The sequence below is a fragment of the Escherichia sp. MOD1-EC6021 genome (genome assembly GCF_002965245.1).
GTDB classification, from domain to species: domain Bacteria; phylum Pseudomonadota; class Gammaproteobacteria; order Enterobacterales; family Enterobacteriaceae; genus Escherichia; species Escherichia coli_F.
In genome coordinates, this window is record NZ_PTRU01000004.1 from 136,094 (window position 1) to 156,782 (window position 20,689).

Here is a 20,689-nt window from a genome sequence, read left to right on the forward strand (position 1 = left end):
GTTATGTTGCGTCGTTCTCTTATTTTTCTGGTGCTGTTGAGTGCGGGATGTGTCTCGCTCGATCCTCACTACAGTACGCCTGAATCCCCAATCCCGGCGACCTTGCCGGGAGCACAGGGCCAGGGGAAGGCAATCAGCCATGACTGGCAGCAGGTGATCCACGATCCCCGATTGCAGCAGGTAGTAACCATTGCACTGAACAGTAACCGCGATGTGCAAAAAGCGATTGCTGATATTGACTCAGCACGGGCGCTCTATGGGCAAACTAATGCGTCGTTATTTCCGACGGTGAATGCGGCCTTAAGTTCGACTCGCAGTCGTTCGCTGGCGAATGGTACGGGAACAACTGCTGAGGCTGACGGCACGGTGTCCAGTTATACGTTAGATCTGTTTGGTCGTAATCAGAGTTTATCTCGGGCGGCGCGGGAAACCTGGCTTGCCAGTGAATTTACAGCCCAGAACACTCGTTTAACGCTGATTGCTGAAATCAGCACCGCCTGGCTGACACTGGCGGCTGATAACAGCAACCTGGCCCTGGCAAAAGAAACGATGGCCAGTGCAGAAAACTCATTGAAAATTATCCAGCGCCAGCAACAGGTTGGCACGGCGGCAGCGACAGATGTCAGTGAGGCGATGAGTGTTTATCAGCAAGCGCGCGCCAGCGTTGCCAGCTATCAGACACAAGTGATGCAGGATAAAAATGCGCTGAACTTACTGGCAGGTACAACGCTTGCGGAAAATCTGCTACCGGGAACACTGGAAAGCCTGCCGGAACAGATGATAAGTCTGGTTCCTGCGGGAGTATCATCTGATGTTCTGCTGCGTCGCCCGGATATCCAGGAAGCGGAACATAATTTGAAGAGCTCCAATGCAGATATTGGCGCGGCGCGGGCTAACTTTTTCCCGACGATTTCGCTGACTGCCAGTGCCGGTGTTGGCAGTGACGCGTTGTCGTCGTTGTTCAGCCACGGAATGCAGATCTGGTCATTTGCGCCATCGGTCACATTACCGCTGTTCACTGGCGGAAGTAATCTGGCGCAGCTTCGTTACGCAGAAGCACAAAAGCGTGGGCTCATTGCCACCTATGAAAAAACTGTTCAGAGCGCATTTAAAGATGTCGCTAACGCACTGGCGCGGCGGACCACGCTTGAAGAGCAACTGGATGCACAGCGCCAGTATGTTAAAGCTGAGCAACAAACGGTCGATGTTGGCTTGCGTCGCTATCAGGCGGGTGTTGGTGATTACCTGACCGTGTTGACGGCGCAGCGCAGCTTGTGGAGCGCACAGCAGGAGCTGCTGGCACTGCAACTGACTGATTTTACAAACCGAATCACGCTCTGGCAGTCGCTGGGCGGCGGTATGTCATCACTCAAGTAAGGAATAATATGGCTAGAGTCTCTCTTTCATGGGCATTGATTCTTGGTCTTTTAGCCGGTATCGGCCCGATGTGTACCGATCTTTATTTGCCGGCTTTGCCGGAGATGTCTGAGCAACTGGCGGCAACCACGACCATAACGCAATTAACCCTGACTGCATCACTGATCGGTCTTGGCGTCGGACAACTGTTATTTGGCCCTCTGAGCGACAAAATAGGGCGTAAACGTCCGTTAATCTTGTCGTTGCTATTGTTTATTGTTTCTTCCATTTTGTGCGCGACAACGAACAATATTTACTGGCTGGTGGTCTGGCGTTTTATTCAAGGGATCGCGGGGGCGGGTGGTTCGGTGCTCTCTCGTTCTATTGCTCGTGACAAATATCAGGGAGTAACGTTGACCCAGTTTTTTGCGCTGTTAATGACGGTGAATGGCCTGGCACCGGTGTTGTCGCCAGTGCTGGGCGGGTACATTGTTAGCACTTTTGACTGGCGCACTTTATTCTGGGTAATGGCTGAAATTAGCACCGTACTGATGCTGGGCTGCCTGTTATTTATTAATGAGACCTTGCCAGAAAATAAAAGGGGCTCATCATTGCTATTAACCGGACGAAGCGTGGTGCAGAACCGCCTTTTTATGCGCTTTTGCCTGATTCAAAGTTTTATGCTGGCCGGTTTGTTTGCGTATATCGGCTCTTCGTCGTTCGTGTTGCAGAAGGAATTTGGCTTTAGTCCAATGCAATTTAGCCTGGTGTTTGGCCTTAACGGCATCGGACTTATCATTGCTTCATGGATCTTCTCGCGCCTGGCGCGACGGATTAACGCGATGACATTGTTGCGAGGTGGCCTGATAGCGGCAATTTTGTGTGCATTGCTCACGGTCTTATGCGCATGGGTACAATTGCCCATTCCGGCACTGGTGGCATTATTTTTCACCATCGCATTTTGTAGCGGCATCGGCACTGTTGGCGGGGCAGAGGCTATGAGTGCAGTAGGGACGCAGGAATCTGGAACGGCGTCTGCGTTGATGGGGATGAGCATGTTTGTCTTCGGCGGTATAGCCGCGCCATTGTCGGGAATTGGCGGAGAAACACTGTTAAAAATGAGTCTGGCAATTACGGTGTGTTATACGCTGGCATTGCTGGTTGCTCTCACCAGAATCGACAATCAAAAGTAATGAACACCTCATCCTGAGGGGGGCCCTGTCAGGATGAGGTGCAAAACACTAACGGTCCTTACGCCACGCATCCGCCGTCAATGCCTCGCCAAAATGACCGGCAATCAGTCGTTTAGTGAGGTCGTGCAGCGGAGAGGCGAGCACATCCGCAGTACTACCTCGCTCGACAACCTCGCCCTGATGCATCACCAGTACCTGGTCGCTAATGTGCTTCATCATTCCGATATGCTGGGTAACATAAATATACGAAATGCCCTGTTTTTCCTGTAACTCCAGCATCAGATTAATCAACTGCGAACGCATCGACATATCCAGTGAGGCGAGGGCTTCATCGGCAATAATCACTTTTGGGCGCAATATCAGCGCGCGCGCCAGACCCAGACGCTGTTTTTGCCCGGGTGCTAACATATGCGGATAGTAACTGACGTGATCCGGTAGCAGCCCAACCATCCGCATCGTTTCAATAATCTGTTTGCGACGCTGTTCAGGTTCCAGATCGGTGTTCAGACGCAGTGGAAAATCCAGAATTTGCGAGATACGTTGACGGGGATTCAACGAGGTCGAAGGATCCTGAAAAATCATGCGAATACGCTGACTGCGGAAGGAATAATCGCCAAAATGCAGCGGATGATCGTCAATCAATAACTCGCCGCTGGTAGGTTCTATCATTCCCGCCAGCATTTTTGCCAGCGTGGATTTACCAGAACCATTCTCGCCAATGATCGCCAGTGTCTGGCCTTCACGTAGCGTAAAGCTCAAGGGTTTTACCGCTTCTACGGTCTGACGACGAAACCAGCCGGTCCGGTAGCGGAACGTTTTACTTAAATTACGCACTTCAAGCAGCGTTTCGATCATCTCACTCTTTCTCCATGTTCAGCGGGAAATGACAGGCATAGAGATGATTTTTCGCCCCCGTCAAACGTGGCGTCACAATGCATTCTCGTTGTGCATACGGGCAACGCGGCCCCAGACGACACCCAATCGGTAACTGTTCCAGCAGTGGGATAGCGCCGGGCAGCGTATTGAGGCGACTTTTATGCGGCATCGCGCTGCCGAAGTCTGGTATCGCGCGGATCAGCGCCTGGGTATAAGGATGATGTGGCATTGTCACCAACTCCTTACTTGGCGCGGTTTCCACCGTTTGACCGCAGTAAAGCACGTTAATTTTATCCGCCCATTGGCTAAGCATTTGTAAGTCATGGCTGATAAGCAAAATAGTGGTATTGCTGTTTTGGTTGAGACGCGTCAGCAGGCGAAAGATTTGCGCCTGGGTTGTTGGCTCCATTGAGTTGGTCGGTTCGTCAGCAATCAGCAGACGCGGTTGATTCGCCAGTGCAATGGCTATCATCACTTTCTGACATTCACCTTCGGTCAACTCATAGGGAAAACTGCGCATCGCATCTTTGTGATCTTTAATCCCCACGCGGTGCAGCAGTTCAATGGCACGGCGTTTGCGCCAGCCAAAACGCTGCCACCAACGGCCTTTATAGGTCCAGGCAGGGATGTTTTGCATCAACTGGCGACCCACACGTTCTGAAGGGTCAAGACACGACTGTGGTTCCTGGAAAATCATCGACACGTTGTGACCAACCAGCTTGCGCCGTTCGCGTGCGGAGAGACGCAGCAAATCGATATCATCAAAACGCATACGGTCAGCAGTAACACGCCAGTTATCTTTATTCACCCCACAAATCGCTTTCGCAATCAAACTTTTGCCGGAACCGGATTCGCCAACAAGACCGCGGATCTCACCTTCGGTTAAGGTCATACTTACGCGGTCGACGGCTTTAACCCACTCATCACCGGTTTTAAATTCAATGGTCAGGTTACGAATATCGAGTAATGGCATTATTCCACCCCCGCAATAATTGCACGACGAACACCGTCGCCAAGGAGGTTAACCAACAGCACGCTAATCATAATTGCCGCACCTGGCAGCATGACAGTCCACGGGGCGACATAAATCAGTTCCAGCGCATCACCGAGCATCGCTCCCCATTCAGGCGAGGGGAGTTGTGCGCCGAGATCGAGAAAGCCCAGCGCGGCGATATCGAGAATTGCCATCGACAGTGCGCGGGTGATCTCGGTGACCAGCCCGGCGGTGATGTTAGGCATCACAGCAAACCAGAGAATATTCAGCGTTGATGCGCCATCCAGACGGGCGGCGATAACGTACTCTTTTTCCAGTTCATCATGCACCATGCTGTAAATCGAACGTACCATACGAGGCAGCAGCGCCAGCCAGACGGCAAACATGGCGTGCGACAAACTCGGTCCGGCAAACGCTACAACGATAATTGCCAGCAGCAGAGAAGGGATCGCCAGTAAGGTATCCAGAATATGGTTTAGTACTGCTGAGCGTAGACCGTGCGTCGACCCGGCAAAGGTGCCAAGTACCAGGCCACAGATTGTCGCTGCAAGCGTCACCACAAATGCCCCCCCCACGGTTGGTGCAGCTCCACTCAGTAAACGACTTAAAACATCGCGTCCGAGGTCGTCAGTCCCCAGGAAGAAAGAAACTTCGCCATAGCGTGACCATGAAGGCGGCAATAATTGATAGCCGAGAAATTGCTGATCGATGCCGTAAGGCGCAAACCAGCCGCCAAAAATACACAGTACAGCCAGTCCCGCGCAGCCGTACAGACCGACCATCGCAGAGGCATCACTATAAAATTTGCGCCAGGCGGTACGCAGCGTGCCCGGCGGGCGCTTTTCGCTGTATACGCTATCGTAAGGCATACCATTCCTTATGTTTCAGAGGGTTAGCCATGGCACCCAAAATATCAGAAATCATGTTAACAATAATGACCAGTGAGCCACACACCATCACTCCGGCGGAAATGGCCGCGTAATCTTGCTGGCGGATGGCGTTAATTAACCAGCGCCCTAAACCCGGCCAGCTAAAGACCATTTCGGTGATCATCGCCAGCGTCAGCATGGTAGAAAACTGTAAGCCCAGGCGAGGAATAACCGGAGGTAACGCGTTATGCAGAACATGGCGACGCAAAATAGTAAAGCGCGACAAACCGCGGGTCGCCGCCGCTTTAACATAGTTCTGGTCATACACTTCGATTGTGCTGATACGCATCAGTCGGATCACTTCAGTTGTTGGCGCAACCGACAGGGTGATCACGGGCAATATCATATGGCGGATTGCGCTCATGACCATTTCATCCCGCCACGGTGAGTCCGAAAGCCAGGCATCAATCAACGCAAAACCGGTAATCGGTTTCACTTCGTAGAGCAGATCGAAACGCCCTGAAACGGGCAACCAACCTAGCGTGAGTGAACAAAACAGCGTCAACAGAAGCGCCAGCCAGAACACCGGGATTGAAAAGCCCAGTAAGGCGATGGCGTTGATCAAGTTATCCTGCCACTTATGGCGCGTAATCCCGGCAATCATCCCCACGGGGATCCCGACAATCAGCGCAAAACCGAAGGCGAGGATGCACAGTTCCATCGTCGCCGGGAAGACCTCTTTTAACTGTTCGGCAATCGGTTGACCGTTAATGCTGGAAACACCAAAATCCCAGTGGATCAGGCCATTAAACCAGAACACCCAGGCATTCCACAGTGACGCGCCTTGTAACGGCGCATGTGGGGTGAAATAGCTCAAGCTGAAGCCAACGAAGGTCAGCAGGAACAAGGTGACAATCAATAATAAAATGCGGCGTAAGGTGAAGATAATCATGGTTTTTTCACCTCATCCTGTTTCTCGCGATACACCCCAGCAAAGGAGGCGTTACCAAACGGGCTAAGTACCAGACCTTTGATATCGTACCGATAGGCCTGCAAACGCAATGACGACGCCAGCGGCAAAATGGGCAATTCCTGCGCCAGAATACTCTGCGCTTCGTCATAGGCTTCGATGCGCGCCGCCAGTTGCTGCGAGGAGAGCGCCTTACGCAATACGCTGTCGAATTTCGGATCGCACCAGTGGGCGAGGTTGGTCTGCGAATGAATTGCCGCGCAGCTCAGTAACGGACGGAAGAAACTGTCCGGGTCGTTACTGTCAGTCGCCCAACCGGATAACGTCAGATCATGGCTCATATCCATCAACCGCGCCTCCTGAAAACGACCTTCTACCGGCACAATCACCACTTTTACGCCAACCTGCGCCATATCCGCCTGAATCAGTTCGGCGGTTTTCAGTGGGCTGGGGTTCCACGCCTGCGAACGTGTGGGCACCCAAAGTTTCAGCGTTAAGTTTTCCAGCCCTAACGCCTTCAACTGTTCGCGCGATTTCGCCGGATTGTATTCAGTAATTTTAGCCTCGTTGTCATAGGCCCACGAGGCGCGCGGTAAAATAGAGGCTGCCGTTTCAGCCGTACCATAATAGATGGATTGCATCAGACGCTGGTTATTGATCGCCAGTGCCAGCGCATGGCGGACAGCGGGATTATTTAGCGGCGGTTTAGCAGTGTTAAATGCCAGATAGGCGACATTCATCCCTGGACGCAGCGTTAAACGCAAGCGTGGGTCGTCACGCAAAATGGATAGCTGACTAGCAGCAGGCCAGGCCAGAACGTCGCACTCCCCGGTCAGGAGTTTCGACAGACGTCCGGTACCGCCGGAGCCTAAATCCACCACCACCTGCGGCATTAACGGTTTGCCGCGCCAGAAGTCATCATGACGTTGTAGGCGAATAAATTGCCCGGCGCGGTATTCCGACAACTGATACGGTCCAGTGCCGACCGGTTGACGGTCGAGTTGCTCCTGGCGATCTTCTTTCTCTAACTTCCCTGCATATTCTGCCGACATGACCGAAGCATAATGGGTCGCCAGGTGCCACAAAAAAGAAGCATCCGGCTGAGCCAGACGGAACTCAACGGTATGATTATCCAGTTTGCGGACGCTTTTCACGTTATCGGCAAATTGCAGGCTGTCGAAGTAGGGGAAGTTGCTGCCATTAACGTTATGCCACGGGTTGTTGCGGTCAAAAATTCGCTGGAAGGTAAACACCACATCGTCGGCATTCATTTTACGAGTGGGAGTAAACCAGTCGGTTTTTTGAAACGGAACATCGCGACGCAGGTGGAAGCGATAGGTCGCGCCGTTGTCGAGAACTTCCCAGCTTTCGGCAAGTTCCGGCATCAGGCGATAGGTATAGGGATCGACATCCAGCAGTCGATCATAAAACTGGGCGGCAAGGGTATCGACAATTAACCCACTGCTCGCTTTGGATGGGTTAAAGGTGTTGACTTGCCCGCTGACGCAATAGACAAAACCGCTGTCGCGGATATCAGCATGCGGGGGGGATTCAGGCGCGGCGATTGCCTGACCACTCACAAGTCCAGCAATCACCAAAAGAGACGATAATACCTGGCGCATAATATTAAGGGATTTTATGTAAAGAGGCTATCTTACTAATATTTAATGACATTTGCCATTACCGTTTGTGTTCAGGGGTCGTAATGAGGGCCGTGTGGTTGGTCGTTGAACAGGTGACGTCGCCATCTGTTCAACATTCGTACCCGTGATTTCTCTATAACTATAACTCACAGAACAACTTAGCGAGGAGCAGAGCGGTACGATCGTGAGAAACCCATTAAAGCACGCTGCAGTGCGTGTCATTTTTAGCCGGATGCGGCGTGAACGCTTTATCCGGGCAACGATACTGACCGAGCGTCTGCAATGAAATAATTACTCATTACCCCATTGATTCAAAAACTCTGCGATCTCATCAATGCGTACGGGATTAATCCCCGCTTCAGCAGCCATTTCATGTTGGGCTTCTTCGCTGATCTCTTCATTGTTCATCAAACGGGTGAGCAGTAACTGGAAGTAGTGGGCCAGCGGTGTGCGTTCAGCGTCTGCGACAGGCTCTGCGCATTCGGTCGCGTACTCATCGGCAATATCAAAATATTTTAGCGGGATATCGTGGTTCATTATTTGCCCCTGGGGTTAATGCGCTAAGCATAAGGGCGGATGATAGCACTCGTGATCCGGGTCATACATCTTTTTATAGTTAATGGCGCGGCGCATTACCCTCAGGCAGGATAATGCGCCGCGCATCCGACTATTACGTTTCGCTCACCGGAGTTCTGTCACCATCATACAACGGCACTTTGCGATAGCGGCGGATCAGATACCACAAATATGCGCCGCCTAATGAAGCCCATACCAGACCGAGTGTCAGTGACGTTGACTCGAGGTTAACCCACAGCACACCCACCGTCAGCGCGCCAACCAGCGGCATCAGCAAATAGTGAAAGTGTTCCTTCCAGCTTTTATTCATGCCTTTACGCCGCCAGAAATGATTAAACACCGACAGGTTAACGAAGGTAAACGCCACCAGAGCACCGAAGTTAATCAATGCTGTCGCGGTGACTAAATCAAAGAACAGCGCTGACAACGCGACAATCCCGACCATAATGACATTCAGTGCCGGAGTCCGCCATTTCGGGTGCACATAGCCAAACACGCGTTCCGGAAACACATTGTCGCGCCCCATCACATACAGCAGACGCGACACGCTGGCATGTGACGCCAGGCCAGACGCTAACGTGTTCACAAACGTCGTGCAGAGGAAAATCGACTGGAACAACTTGCCGCCAACGTACAGTGCGATTTCCGGCAGTGCGGCGTCCGGATCTTTAAAGCGGCTGATATCCGGGAAGAACAGCTGCATAAAGAACGACGCCGCGATAAAGATAACGCCGCCGTACACCGCCGTCAGGAAGATGGTTTTCGGAATAACACGCGCGGCATCCGGCGTCTCCTCTGAAAGCGTGGTCACCGCATCGAAACCGAGGAACGAGAAACAGACAATCGTCGCCCCGGTAATAATCGGGATCAGATGCGCGTTCTCGCTGATAAACGGCTGAAGCGACCAGACGGTGCCAACGCCTTCTCCTTTATGTAGTCCCTGAACCACCAGGAAGATAAACACCACCATGATGGAGATTTGCACCAGTACAAACAAGGTATTGAAGTTAGCGACCAGGTTGACGCTCTTCAGATTCGCGGCGGTTAAAATGGCGACGAAGGTTACCACCCACACCCACGGCGGCACTTCCGGGAAGAGGGCGGAGAGATAGATTTTCGCCAACAAAACGTTGATCATCGGCAAAAAGAGATAATCCAGCAGCGATGACCAGCCGACCATAAATCCGACGTGCGGGTTAATCGACTTTTGCGCGTAGGTATAGGCCGAACCGGCCTCCGGAAACTGGCGAACCAGTTTGCCGTAGCTGATCGCGGTAAACAGCACACCCGCCAGCGCCAGCAAATAGGACGCCGGAACGTGACCGTCGCTAATGCCGGAAACAATGCCAAAGGTATCGAACACAGTCATCGGCGTGAGATAGGCCAGACCCATCATCACCACCTGCCACAATTTCAGTGATTTTCGCAGACGGGTTTTGCCGGGTTGCGCAGCAATATTCAGTGGTGAATTAATAGCCATAATTGCTGCCTCCCCTGCGTAATAAGGTTTGCGGTCGTATCGACCTGAAATCAAACCTGTTTAGCAAGGGAAGCAAAGGGGGCGGAGTCCAGTCAGTCGCAGGAGGGGCGCATACGCAGCCTCCCTCGCCATGCGGGGATTTAATCATCGGCATCATCTCATTTCCTCGTCACAGTCTTAATCGTTAACGGAAGCCCGTTGCCGCCTGCGCTCCATAACGCGACATCCGGGAAATGTCTGGATTACCAGCAAATGTCAGGCCTGGCTCCGCTCAGGCCGATGAAACAACCCCGCAAGGGGTATTACGCGTTTTTCAACATCCACTCAATTTCTGTTTCTGTGATGAGGCGCTCAAACTGCAACAGCTCATCATTTTTACAGGCGTGATAGACATGGCAGAAGCGTTCGCCTAAATAGCGGCGTAGATGATCGTTCTCGATAAACTCACCCAGGGCATCGCTCTGGCGAATCGGGAAGGGTAAGCCTTCCTGTTCCAGCCCGTTGCCTTCGACTTCTTCCTGTAATGGCAGTTCGTTATCAAGGCCATGCAAAATACCGGCAAAAATCGCTGCCATCACCAAATACGGGTTGGCATCGGCACCCGCCACGCGATATTCCACGCGGTGATTATAGCGATCGCCGCAGGGAATACGCAGGGCGACGGTGCGGTTGTTATGGCCCCACGACGCCTGCGTCGGTACATACATCCCCGGCTGGAAGCGGCGATACGAGTTCACGTTTGGTGCCAGCAACGCCATTGATGACGGCATCAGGTCAATCATCCCGGCGAGCATCTTTTTCAGCAGCGGCGAATCTTCGCCTTCCGCGTCAGAAAGCACGTTCTCGCCACGATTATTTTGCATACTGATATGGATATGCATCCCGCTGCCCGCGTGCTCTTCATACGGCTTCGCCATAAAAGTGGCGTGCATCTTATGCTTTTCTGCCATCAGACGCACCAGGCGTTTTAGTGCCAGCGCATCATCGCAAGCTTCCAGCACGTTATCGGTATGGTAAAGATTGATTTCAAACTGACCTGGCGAGGCCTCGGCGACCGCGCCATCTGCCGGAATCAGCTGTAACTGCGCCAGCTCATCAATATCATTGAGCACGTCGGCGAAGTGGTTGAGGTTATCAACGGAGTAAACCTGACTTTGTGTATTGCGGTCATCGGTGCCGGGCGCGCAGGGCGGTTGCAGATACCCTTCAGCGTCGCGCTGGCGATCCAGTAAATAGAACTCCAGCTCTACCGCTACGACCGGGAACAAGCCGCGCTGGCGTAGCTGCTGCCACAGGCGGTTGAGAACGTTCCGCGGCTCAACGTCAAAGGGAGCGCCATCTTCATCGACCATGGTCAGGAGCATCTGACCGATAAACTCAGGATCTGCAGCAGATGGGGTTAAGGAACCGAGAACAGGAACACAGGTACGATCCGGCTCGCCCATTTCCTGACCCAGGCCCGCTTCTTCTACTACGTTGCCCAGAATATCCATTGCAAACACCGAGGCCGGGAAATAACACCCTTTCTCGAGCTTCTTCAGGCTTGAAACAGGAATACGTTTCCCACGAAAACAACCATTCAGATCGGTAAGTAAAACATCAACATATTGCGTATTCGGGTAGCGCTCCAGGTAGCGTTTCACTTCCTGCGTAAAGGCGCTACCCCGCCTCTCTTCTGACTGCTGAACAAAGTTCTCTACTTCAACGATATTGGTTTCCATGATTCTTCGCCTTTGGTTTGTTTTCCGCTCGTTATCAAAGCGTAAAATATAATGACCACCATTCGAATCTGTATGCAAACTAAATGTTTGTCAAATGTTAAATTGAGTTTGCAAAAATGAAAACTCGCTGCTAGATTGAAAAAATATTGAACATAAAGGTCATTTAAAGCGCAGTAATGGCGATAATTTAGTCCACTTTGTGAGATTGAGCATGGAAAATATAATGAACAATCCGGTTATCGGTGTCGTAATGTGCAGGAACAGGCTTAAGGGTCATGCGACCCAGACTCTGCAAGAAAAGTACCTGAATGCCATCATCCACGCAGGCGGCTTGCCAATTGCGCTGCCACATGCGCTGGCGGAACCGTCATTACTTGAACAACTTTTGCCGAAACTCGATGGTATTTATCTTCCTGGTAGTCCCAGCAATGTGCAGCCGCACCTATATGGTGAAAACGGCGATGAGCCTGACGCCGATCCCGGGCGTGATCTTCTGAGCATGGCGTTAATTAATGCCGCACTCGAAAGGCGCATCCCCATTTTCGCCATCTGCCGGGGTTTACAGGAACTGGTGGTGGCAACCGGTGGTTCGTTGCATCGCAAGCTGTGCGAACAGCCTGAATTGCTGGAACATCGGGAAGATCCCGAACTGCCGGTGGAACAGCAATATGCACCGTCGCATGAAGTTCAGGTTGAAGAGGGGGGATTGCTGTCTGCGTTGTTACCTGAATGTAGCAACTTTTGGGTAAACTCTCTGCATGGACAAGGGGCGAAGGTCGTTAGCCCACGGTTGCGTGTTGAAGCTCGCTCGCCGGATGGCTTAGTTGAGGCGGTTAGCGTCATCAATCATCCTTTTGCGCTGGGCGTACAGTGGCACCCGGAATGGAACAGTAGCGAGTACGCGCTTTCGCGTATATTGTTCGAGGGCTTTATCACCGCTTGTCAGCACCATATCGCTGAAAAACAGCGACTCTGACCACTACAGTTTAAGGAAATGCAAATATGAGTGATGAGGGACTGGCGCCAGGAAAACGCTTGTCGGAAATCCGCCAGCAGCAGGGGCTTTCACAACGTCGTGCCGCCGAACTCTCCGGGCTGACTCACAGTGCTATCAGTACGATAGAACAAGATAAAGTCAGCCCTGCCATCAGTACGCTGCAAAAGCTGCTGAAGGTGTATGGTCTGTCACTCTCGGAATTCTTTTCCGAGCCGGAAAAACCTGATGAGCCACAGGTCGTCATTAATCAGGACGACTTAATTGAAATGGGTAGTCAGGGTGTGTCAATGAAGCTGGTTCATAACGGTAACCCGAATCGTACGCTGGCGATGATATTTGAAACGTACCAGCCAGGCACAACCACTGGGGAAAGAATTAAGCATCAGGGTGAGGAAATAGGCACTGTACTGGAAGGTGAAATTGTTCTGACGATTAATGGTCAGGATTACCACCTCGTCGCGGGGCAAAGTTATGCCATTAATACCGGCATCCCGCACAGTTTCAGTAATACGTCGGCAGGTATTTGCCGAATTATCAGCGCCCATACGCCCACCACGTTTTAATCTTTTTGTTCTGTAAGCCGGGTAAGCGCAATGCGCCCGGCAATCCATAAAGAATGTCGCCAGAAATAAGCGGGCATGCGGCCCGGGGATCTCTGCGCCCTGACGTTCACAAACTGCATATATCTGATACACGTGAAACAGGAGTCATAATGAATTTTCATCATCTGGCTTACTGGCAGGATAAAGCGTTAAGTCTCGCCATTGAAACCCGCTTATTTATTAACGGTGAATATACTGCTGCGGCGGAAAATGAAACTTTTGAAACCGTTGATCCGGTCACCCAGGCACCGCTGGCGAAAATTGCCCGCGGCAAGAGCGTCGATATCGACCGTGCGGTGAGCGCAGCACGCGGCGTATTTGAACGCGGCGACTGGTCACACTCTTCTCCGGCAAAACGTAAAGCGGTACTGAATAAACTCGCCGATTTAATGGAAGCCAACGCCGAAGAGCTGGCACTGCTGGAAACTCTCGACACCGGCAAACCGATTCGTCACAGTCTGCGTGATGATATTCCCGGCGCGGCGCGCGCCATTCGCTGGTACGCCGAAGCGATCGACAAAGTGTATGGCGAAGTGGCGACCACCAGTAGCAATGACCTGGCGATGATCGTGCGTGAACCGGTGGGCGTGATTGCTGCCATTGTACCGTGGAACTTCCCGTTGCTGCTGACCTGCTGGAAACTCGGCCCGGCGCTGGCGGCGGGAAACAGCGTGATTCTAAAACCGTCTGAAAAATCACCGCTCAGTGCGATTCGTCTCGCCGGGCTGGCGAAAGAAGCAGGTCTGCCGGATGGCGTGCTGAACGTGGTGACCGGTTTTGGTCATGAAGCGGGGCAGGCGCTGTCGCGTCATAACGATATCGATGCCATCGCCTTTACCGGTTCGACCCGTACCGGGAAACAGCTGCTGAAAGATGCAGGCGACAGCAACATGAAACGCGTCTGGCTGGAAGCAGGCGGCAAAAGCGCCAACATCGTTTTCCCCGACTGCCCGGATCTGCAACAGGCAGCAAGCGCCACCGCAGCAGGCATCTTCTACAACCAGGGGCAGGTGTGTATCGCCGGAACGCGCCTGTTGCTGGAAGAGAGCATCGCCGATGAATTCTTAGACCTGTTAAAACAGCAGGCGCAAAACTGGCAGCCGGGCCATCCACTTGATCCCGCAACCACCATGGGCACCTTAATCGACTGCGCCCACGCTGACTCGGTGCATAGCTTTATTCGGGAAGGCGAAAGCACAGGGCAACTGCTGCTGGATGGTCGTAACGCCGAGCTGGCTGCCGCCATCGGCCCGACCATCTTTGTGGATGTAGACCCGAATGCGTCCTTAAGCCGCGAAGAGATTTTCGGTCCGGTGCTGGTGGTCACGCGTTTCACATCAGAAGAACAGGCGCTACAGCTTGCCAACGACAGCCAGTACGGACTTGGCGCGGCGGTATGGACACGCGACCTCTCCCGCGCGCACCGCATGAGTCGCCGCCTGAAAGCCGGTTCCGTCTTCGTCAATAACTACAACGACGGTGATATGACCGTGCCGTTTGGCGGCTATAAGCAGAGCGGCAACGGTCGCGACAAATCCCTGCACGCCCTTGAAAAATTCACCGAACTGAAAACCATCTGGATAAGCCTGGAGGCCTGAAATGACCGAACATACCAGCAGTTATTACGCCGCCAGTGCGAATAAATACGCGCCATTCGACACGCTGAATGAGTCGATTTCCTGCGACGTTTGCGTGGTCGGCGGCGGCTATACCGGGCTTTCCTCCGCGCTGCATCTGGCGGAAGCGGGCTTTGACGTGGTGGTTCTTGAAGCCTCACGCATCGGCTTCGGCGCAAGCGGACGCAACGGCGGGCAGCTTGTGAACTCCTACAGCCGCGACATCGACGTTATCGAAAAAAGCTACGGCATGGATACCGCCCGTATGCTCGGCAGCATGATGTTCGAGGGTGGCGAGATCATCCGCGAACGTATCAAACGTTATCAGATTGACTGCGACTATCGCCCCGGCGGCCTGTTTGTGGCGATGAATGATAAACAACTCGCCACACTCGAAGAGCAGAAAGAGAACTGGGAACGCTACGGTAACAAACAGCTTGAATTGCTGGACGCCAACGCCATTCGCCGCGAAGTCGCCAGCGATCGCTACACGGGTGCGCTGCTGGATCACAGCGGTGGACATATTCACCCGCTGAACCTCGCCATTGGTGAAGCCGACGCCATCCGTCTGAACGGTGGACGCGTGTATGAGCTTTCTGCGGTGACGCAGATCCAGCACACCACGCCAGCCGTTGTGCGCACGGCCAATGGTCAGGTGACGGCGAAGTATGTGATTGTCGCCGGGAATGCGTATCTGGGCGATAAAGTGGAGCCGGAGCTGGCGAAACGCAGTATGCCGTGCGGCACGCAGGTGATCACCACTGAACCACTGTCGGATGATTTGGCCCGTTCGCTGATCCCGAAAAACTACTGCGTGGAAGACTGTAACTACCTGCTCGATTACTACCGTCTTACCGCGGATAACCGCCTGCTGTACGGCGGCGGCGTGGTGTACGGCGCGCGTGACCCGGATGATGTTGAGCGTCTTGTTGTGCCGAAACTGCTGAAAACCTTCCCGCAGCTGAAGGGCGTGAAAATTGATTACCGCTGGACGGGCAACTTCCTGCTGACCTTGTCGCGCATGCCGCAGTTCGGTCGCCTTGATACCAACATCTATTACATGCAGGGTTACAGCGGCCACGGCGTCACCTGTACCCATCTTGCCGGGCGTTTGATTGCTGAACTGCTGCGCGGTGACGCCGAACGCTTCGACGCCTTCGCCAATCTGCCGCATTACCCGTTCCCCGGCGGGCGCACGCTGCGCGTGCCATTTACCGCGATGGGCGCGGCTTATTACAGCCTGCGCGATCGTCTGGGCGTTTAATTTCCGATTAACAGTGAAGAGTCAAAAGGTGTGAAACATGAGCAACAATGAATTCCATCAGCGTCGTCTTTCTGCTACCCCACGCGGGGTTGGCGTGATGTGTAACTTCTTCGCCCAGTCGGCAGAAAACGCCACGCTGAAGGATGTAGAGGGCAACGAATATATCGATTTCGCCGCAGGCATTGCGGTGCTGAATACCGGGCATCGCCACCCTGATCTGGTCGCGGCGGTGGAGCAGCAATTGCAACAGTTTACCCACACGGCGTATCAGATTGTGCCGTACGAAAGCTACGTCACCCTGGCGGAGAAAATCAACGCCCTTACCCGGTGAGCGGGCAGGCTAAAACTGCGTTCTTCACCACCGGTGCGGAAGCGGTGGAGAACGCGGTGAAAATCGCCCGCGCCCATACCGGACGCCCTGGCGTGATTGCGTTTAGCGGCGGCTTCCACGGTCGTACATATATGACCATGGCGCTGACCGGAAAGGTCGCGCCGTACAAAATCGGCTTCGGCCCGTTCCCCGGTTCGGTGTATCACGTACCTTATCCGTCAGATTTACATGGCGTTTCAACGCAGGACTCCCTCGATGCCATCGAACGCTTGTTTAAATCGGACATTGAAGCGAAGCAGGTGGCGGCGATTATTTTCGAACCGGTGCAGGGCGAAGGCGGTTTCAACGTTGCGCCAAAAGAGCTGGTTGCCGCCATTCGCCGCCTGTGCGACGAGCACGGTATTGTGATGATTGCCGATGAAGTGCAAAGCGGCTTTGCGCGTACCGGTAAACTGTTTGCCATGGATCACTACGCCGATAAGCCGGACTTAATGACGATGGCGAAAAGCCTCGCGGGCGGGATGCCGCTTTCGGGCGTGGTCGGTAACGCGAATATTATGGACGCGCCCGCGCCGGGCGGGCTTGGTGGTACCTACGCCGGGAACCCGCTGGCGGTGGCTGCCGCGCACGCGGTGCTCAACATTATCGACAAAGAATCACTCTGTGAACGCGCTAATCAACTGGGCCAGCGTCTGACAAATACGTTGATTGATGCCAAAGAAAGCGTTCCGGCCATCGCGGCGGTACGCGGTCTGGGGTCGATGATTGCGGCGGAGTTTAACGACCCGCAAACGGGCGAGCCTTCCGCCGCCATTGCGCAGAAAATTCAGCAGCGCGCGCTGGCGCAGGGGCTGTTACTGCTGACCTGCGGCGCGTACGGCAACGTGATTCGTTTCCTGTACCCGCTGACCATCCCGGACGCGCAGTTCGATGCGGCAATGAAAATTTTGCAGGATGCGCTGAGCGATTAATAGCCCAACGCAATAATGTCTGATGCGCTGCGCTTATCAGGCCTGCAAACGACGTATTGATTATGTATGCCGGATAAGACGTTCACGCCGCATCCGGCAAGTTGTATGCCCAACTTCGCTAAATCTGGTGCTTTTTCAACAACGCGCGGAACTGATGATAGGTTAACCCCAGTAATTCAGCCGCGCGCTTCTGGTTATATTTCCCTTGTTGCAAACTGAGTTGCAGTAACTCTTTTTCCTGCTGCATCTGAAACTCACGTAAATCCAGCGGCAGCGTTGGAAGCGAGGTGGTTTCTGAAACGGCGATAGCGTCTTCAGGCGGACGCCGTTTAAAAGGATCAATAATAATGTCATCAAGCGGATAATCGCTGGTGCCGTGGCGATACACCGAACGTTCCACCACGTTTTTCAATTCACGAATATTTCCCGGCCAGCGATAATTCAGCAATGTTTCTCTGGCGCGCTCCGTAAAACCCGGGAACAGAGGCAGCTTGATTTCCCGACACATCTGAATGGCAAAGTGTTCTGCCATCAGCATAATGTCGCTTTCGCGCTCGCGCAGGGGCGGCAGTTGCACTACATCGAAAGCCAGCCGGTCGAGCAGGTCAGCGCGAAAAGTACCTTCATTGACCATCGCCGGGAGATCGGCATTCGTCGCGCATACCAACCGCACATTCACCTGCAATGGCTGGCTGCCGCCAACGCGCTCCAGTTCACCGTACTCAATCACGCGCAATAATTTTTCTTGCACCATCATCGGTGCCGTAGCGAGTTCATCAAGAAATAGCGTACCGCCGTCGGCACGTTCAAATCTCCCTGGATGACGTTTTTGCGCACCGGTAAACGCGCCCGCTTCGTGACCAAACAGTTCGGAATCCAGCAGATTTTCATTTAACGCCGCGCAGTTAAGGGAAATAAACGGCCCCTGCCAACGGGAGGAGAGATAATGCAGACGGCTGGCAATCAGCTCTTTACCTGTGCCGCGCTCGCCGATGATGAGCACCGGTTTGTCCAGCGGTGCGAGATGCGAAACCTGTTCCAGCACTTCGAGAAAGCTGTTCGCCTCACCGAGTAAATTATCTTTGTATTCTGCCATGATGAAATTCGCCACTTGTTAGTGTAATTCGCTAACTCATCCTGGCATGTTGCTGTTGATTCTTCAATCAGATCTTTATAAATCAAAAAGATAAAAAATTGGCACGCAAATTGTATTAATAGTTCAGCAGGACAATCCTGAACGCAGAAATCAAGAGGACAACATTATGGGTATTTTTTCTCGCTTTGCCGACATCGTGAATGCCAACATCAACGCTCTGTTAGAGAAAGCGGAAGATCCACAGAAACTGGTGCGTCTGATGATCCAGGAGATGGAAGATACACTGGTTGAAGTACGTTCTACTTCGGCGCGTGCGCTGGCAGAAAAGAAACAGCTGACTCGCCGTATTGAACAAGCGTCGGCGCGTGAAGTTGAATGGCAGGAAAAAGCCGAACTGGCGCTGCTGAAAGAGAGAGAAGATCTGGCGCGTGCGGCGTTAATTGAAAAACAGAAACTGACCGATCTGATTAAGAGCCTGGAACATGAAGTGACGCTGGTGGACGATACGCTGGCACGCATGAAGAAAGAGATTGGCGAGCTGGAAAACAAATTGAGCGAAACACGCGCTCGCCAGCAGGCATTGATGTTACGCCATCAGGCCGCAAACTCGTCGCGCGATGTGCGTCGTCAGCTGGACAGTGGCAAACTGGATGAAGCAATGGCTCGTTTCGAATCTTTCGAACGTCGAATTGACCAGATGGAAGCGGAAGCAGAAAGCCACAGCTTCGGTAAACAAAAATCGCTGGACGATCAGTTTGCCGAACTGAAAGCGGATGATGCAATCAGCGAGCAACTGGCACAATTAAAAGCCAAAATGAAGCAAGACAATCAATAATAACATCCAGGCGGCGTCCGAACGCGCCGCCGCTCATCGTCTAAGGAGTCCTTATGAGCGCGCTATTTCTGGCTATTCCGTTAACCATTTTTGTGCTGTTTGTTTTACCGATCTGGTTATGGCTGCATTACAGCAATCGTTCCGGTCGCGGTGAATTGTCGCAAAGTGAGCAGCAACGATTAGCGCAACTGGCTGATGAAGCAAAACGGATGCGCGAACGTATTCAGGCACTGGAATCCATTCTTGATGCAGAACATCCGAACTGGAGGGATCGCTAATGGCGGGCATTAATCTCAATAAAAAATTATGGCGTATTCCACAGCGGGGCATGGTACGCGGCGTCTGCGCCGGGATTGCCAACTATTTTGATGTACCGGTAAAACTGGTACGTATCCTGGTGGTGCTGTCGATTTTCTTCGGCCTGGCGCTGTTTACCCTGGTTGCTTACATCATTTTGTCATTTGCGCTTGATCCAATGCCTGACAACATGGCGTTTGGTGAACAACTGCCTTCCAGCAGCGAATTGTTAGATGAAGTCGATCGTGAACTGGCGGCAAGTGAAACGCGTTTACGCGAGATGGAACGTTATGTCACTTCCGATACTTTTACGTTACGTAGCCGTTTCCGTCAACTGTGAGGAAAGTTATGAATACTCGCTGGCAACAGGCCGGGCAAAAGGTGAAGCCTGGTTTCAAATTAGCAGGCAAGCTGGTACTTCTTACCGCACTGCGCTATGGCCCGGCAGGTGTAGCTGGCTGGGCGATAAAATCAGTTGCTCGCCGACCGCTGAAAATGTTGCTGGCCGTGGCGCTGGAACCGCTGTTAAGTCGGGCTGCCAATAAACTGGCGCAGCGTTATAAAAGGTGAGGGGAGTTTCGCAAAAATTGTTAAAGCTAAGGCGTATTATGGATGGCAATTTTCATCCATAGAAGGACGCTTACATGTTTAAAAAAGGCTTACTTGCTCTGACACTGGTGTTTTCACTGCCCGTTTTCGCCGCTGAACACTGGATCGATGTTCGTGTTCCAGAGCAGTATCAGCAAGAGCACGTTCAGGGAGCCATCAATATTCCCCTGAAGGAAGTGAAAGAGCGCATTGCCACCGCCGTTCCGGATAAAAACGACACCGTGAAAGTGTATTGCAATGCCGGACGCCAGTCAGGACAGGCAAAAGAGATCCTTAGCGAGATGGGATATACCCACGTTGAGAACGCTGGCGGCCTGAAAGACATCGCAATGCCGAAAGTCAAAGGTTAAAAGAATCCACCCTAAGCGGCGCTTATGCGCCGTTTACTTTTTC

The 20,689-nt window shown here is 52.8% G+C and carries 21 protein-coding genes and 1 pseudogene; 12 read left to right on the plus strand and 10 right to left on the minus strand.

The annotated features are described in order from the left end of the window. The first annotated feature begins 3 nt into the window (after positions 1–3). Together BEB54_RS06905 and BEB54_RS06910 are read left to right on the plus strand one after the other, a co-directional pair. Positions 4–1,377 (plus strand): efflux transporter outer membrane subunit, encoded by a 1,374-nt coding sequence (locus BEB54_RS06905; RefSeq protein WP_105277392.1) that lies wholly within the window; start codon positions 4–6, stop codon positions 1,375–1,377. 8 nt (positions 1,378–1,385) lie between these two features. After that, complete coding sequence (locus BEB54_RS06910; RefSeq protein ID WP_105277393.1) at positions 1,386–2,549, plus strand: multidrug effflux MFS transporter; 1,164 nt, start codon at positions 1,386–1,388, stop codon at positions 2,547–2,549. Between the two features lie 48 nt (positions 2,550–2,597). On the opposite strand, the gene sapF is transcribed toward BEB54_RS06910, so the two are convergent. The 9 genes from sapF to puuA form a co-directional block, all read right to left on the minus strand. Further along, complete coding sequence (gene sapF, locus BEB54_RS06915; RefSeq protein WP_000573406.1) at positions 2,598–3,404, minus strand: peptide ABC transporter ATP-binding protein SapF; 807 nt, start codon at positions 3,402–3,404, stop codon at positions 2,598–2,600. A gap of 1 nt (position 3,405) precedes the next feature. Continuing rightward, positions 3,406–4,398: a peptide ABC transporter ATP-binding protein SapD gene (sapD, locus tag BEB54_RS06920; RefSeq protein ID WP_001128858.1), complete on the minus strand. Its 993-nt coding sequence runs from the start codon at positions 4,396–4,398 to the stop codon at positions 3,406–3,408. After that, positions 4,398–5,288, minus strand: coding sequence for a peptide ABC transporter permease SapC (gene sapC, locus BEB54_RS06925; protein ID WP_001146166.1), 891 nt, complete (start codon positions 5,286–5,288; stop codon positions 4,398–4,400). The genes sapD and sapC overlap by 1 nt, the downstream gene beginning before the upstream one ends. Further along, positions 5,275–6,240: a putrescine export ABC transporter permease SapB gene (gene sapB / locus BEB54_RS06930; protein ID WP_105277394.1), complete on the minus strand. Its 966-nt coding sequence runs from the start codon at positions 6,238–6,240 to the stop codon at positions 5,275–5,277. The genes sapC and sapB overlap by 14 nt, the downstream gene beginning before the upstream one ends. Continuing rightward, a complete protein-coding gene (gene sapA / locus BEB54_RS06935) occupies positions 6,237–7,880 on the minus strand; it encodes an ABC transporter substrate-binding protein SapA (RefSeq protein WP_001250200.1) in 1,644 nt (547 codons plus the stop codon). The genes sapB and sapA overlap by 4 nt, the downstream gene beginning before the upstream one ends. A gap of 312 nt (positions 7,881–8,192) precedes the next feature. Then, positions 8,193–8,438, minus strand: coding sequence for a YmjA family protein (locus BEB54_RS06945; RefSeq protein ID WP_001015099.1), 246 nt, complete (start codon positions 8,436–8,438; stop codon positions 8,193–8,195). A gap of 133 nt (positions 8,439–8,571) precedes the next feature. Beyond that, positions 8,572–9,957 (minus strand): putrescine/proton symporter PuuP, encoded by a 1,386-nt coding sequence (gene puuP, locus BEB54_RS06950; RefSeq protein ID WP_105282156.1) that lies wholly within the window; start codon positions 9,955–9,957, stop codon positions 8,572–8,574. Further along, positions 9,947–10,111, minus strand: coding sequence for a YmjE family protein (locus BEB54_RS28560; protein ID WP_123058307.1), 165 nt, complete (start codon positions 10,109–10,111; stop codon positions 9,947–9,949). Before BEB54_RS28560 ends, puuP begins: the two co-directional genes overlap by 11 nt. Positions 10,112–10,259: 148 nt before the next feature. After that, entirely contained in the window at positions 10,260–11,678 is a 1,419-nt protein-coding gene (puuA, locus tag BEB54_RS06955) for a glutamate-putrescine ligase (RefSeq protein WP_105277396.1), read from the minus strand. 211 nt (positions 11,679–11,889) lie between these two features. Between puuA and puuD the strand changes: the two genes are divergently transcribed. The 5 genes and pseudogenes from puuD to puuE all read left to right on the plus strand — a co-directional run bounded on the left by puuD (position 11,890) and on the right by puuE (position 17,459). Next, positions 11,890–12,654 carry a gamma-glutamyl-gamma-aminobutyrate hydrolase gene (puuD, locus tag BEB54_RS06960; RefSeq protein ID WP_001307158.1) on the plus strand — a complete coding sequence of 255 codons (765 nt, stop codon included), beginning with the start codon at positions 11,890–11,892 and terminating at the stop codon, positions 12,652–12,654. Between the two features lie 26 nt (positions 12,655–12,680). After that, positions 12,681–13,238, plus strand: a complete 558-nt coding sequence (puuR, locus tag BEB54_RS06965; RefSeq protein ID WP_001278727.1) for an HTH-type transcriptional regulator PuuR — start codon at positions 12,681–12,683, stop codon at positions 13,236–13,238. A 149-nt stretch (positions 13,239–13,387) separates the two neighbouring features. Further along, on the plus strand, positions 13,388–14,875 hold the full coding sequence (puuC, locus tag BEB54_RS06970) for an aldehyde dehydrogenase PuuC (protein ID WP_105277397.1): 1,488 nt from the start codon (positions 13,388–13,390) through the stop codon (positions 14,873–14,875). Between the two features lies 1 nt (position 14,876). Continuing rightward, a complete protein-coding gene (puuB, locus tag BEB54_RS06975; protein ID WP_088542049.1) occupies positions 14,877–16,157 on the plus strand; it encodes a gamma-glutamylputrescine oxidase in 1,281 nt (426 codons plus the stop codon). Between the two features lie 37 nt (positions 16,158–16,194). Next, positions 16,195–17,459, plus strand: a pseudogene (gene puuE, locus BEB54_RS06980) (4-aminobutyrate transaminase). Between the two features lie 118 nt (positions 17,460–17,577). Here the strand turns inward: puuE and pspF are convergent. Beyond that, positions 17,578–18,555, minus strand: a complete 978-nt coding sequence (pspF, locus tag BEB54_RS06985) for a phage shock protein operon transcriptional activator (protein WP_000852835.1) — start codon at positions 18,553–18,555, stop codon at positions 17,578–17,580. 166 nt (positions 18,556–18,721) lie between these two features. Between pspF and pspA the strand changes: the two genes are divergently transcribed. From pspA to pspE, 5 genes are all read left to right on the plus strand, one after another. Next, entirely contained in the window at positions 18,722–19,390 is a 669-nt protein-coding gene (pspA, locus tag BEB54_RS06990; RefSeq protein WP_000511025.1) for a phage shock protein PspA, read from the plus strand. Positions 19,391–19,443: 53 nt separating this feature from the next. Beyond that, a complete protein-coding gene (gene pspB, locus BEB54_RS06995; RefSeq protein WP_001274958.1) occupies positions 19,444–19,668 on the plus strand; it encodes an envelope stress response membrane protein PspB in 225 nt (74 codons plus the stop codon). Next, on the plus strand, positions 19,668–20,027 hold the full coding sequence (gene pspC, locus BEB54_RS07000; protein ID WP_000907396.1) for an envelope stress response membrane protein PspC: 360 nt from the start codon (positions 19,668–19,670) through the stop codon (positions 20,025–20,027). Before pspB ends, pspC begins: the two co-directional genes overlap by 1 nt. A gap of 8 nt (positions 20,028–20,035) precedes the next feature. Next, complete coding sequence (gene pspD / locus BEB54_RS07005; protein ID WP_001295585.1) at positions 20,036–20,257, plus strand: phage shock protein PspD; 222 nt, start codon at positions 20,036–20,038, stop codon at positions 20,255–20,257. A gap of 74 nt (positions 20,258–20,331) precedes the next feature. Next, positions 20,332–20,646: a thiosulfate sulfurtransferase PspE gene (pspE, locus tag BEB54_RS07010; protein ID WP_000473128.1), complete on the plus strand. Its 315-nt coding sequence runs from the start codon at positions 20,332–20,334 to the stop codon at positions 20,644–20,646. Positions 20,647–20,689: the final 43 nt, after the last annotated feature.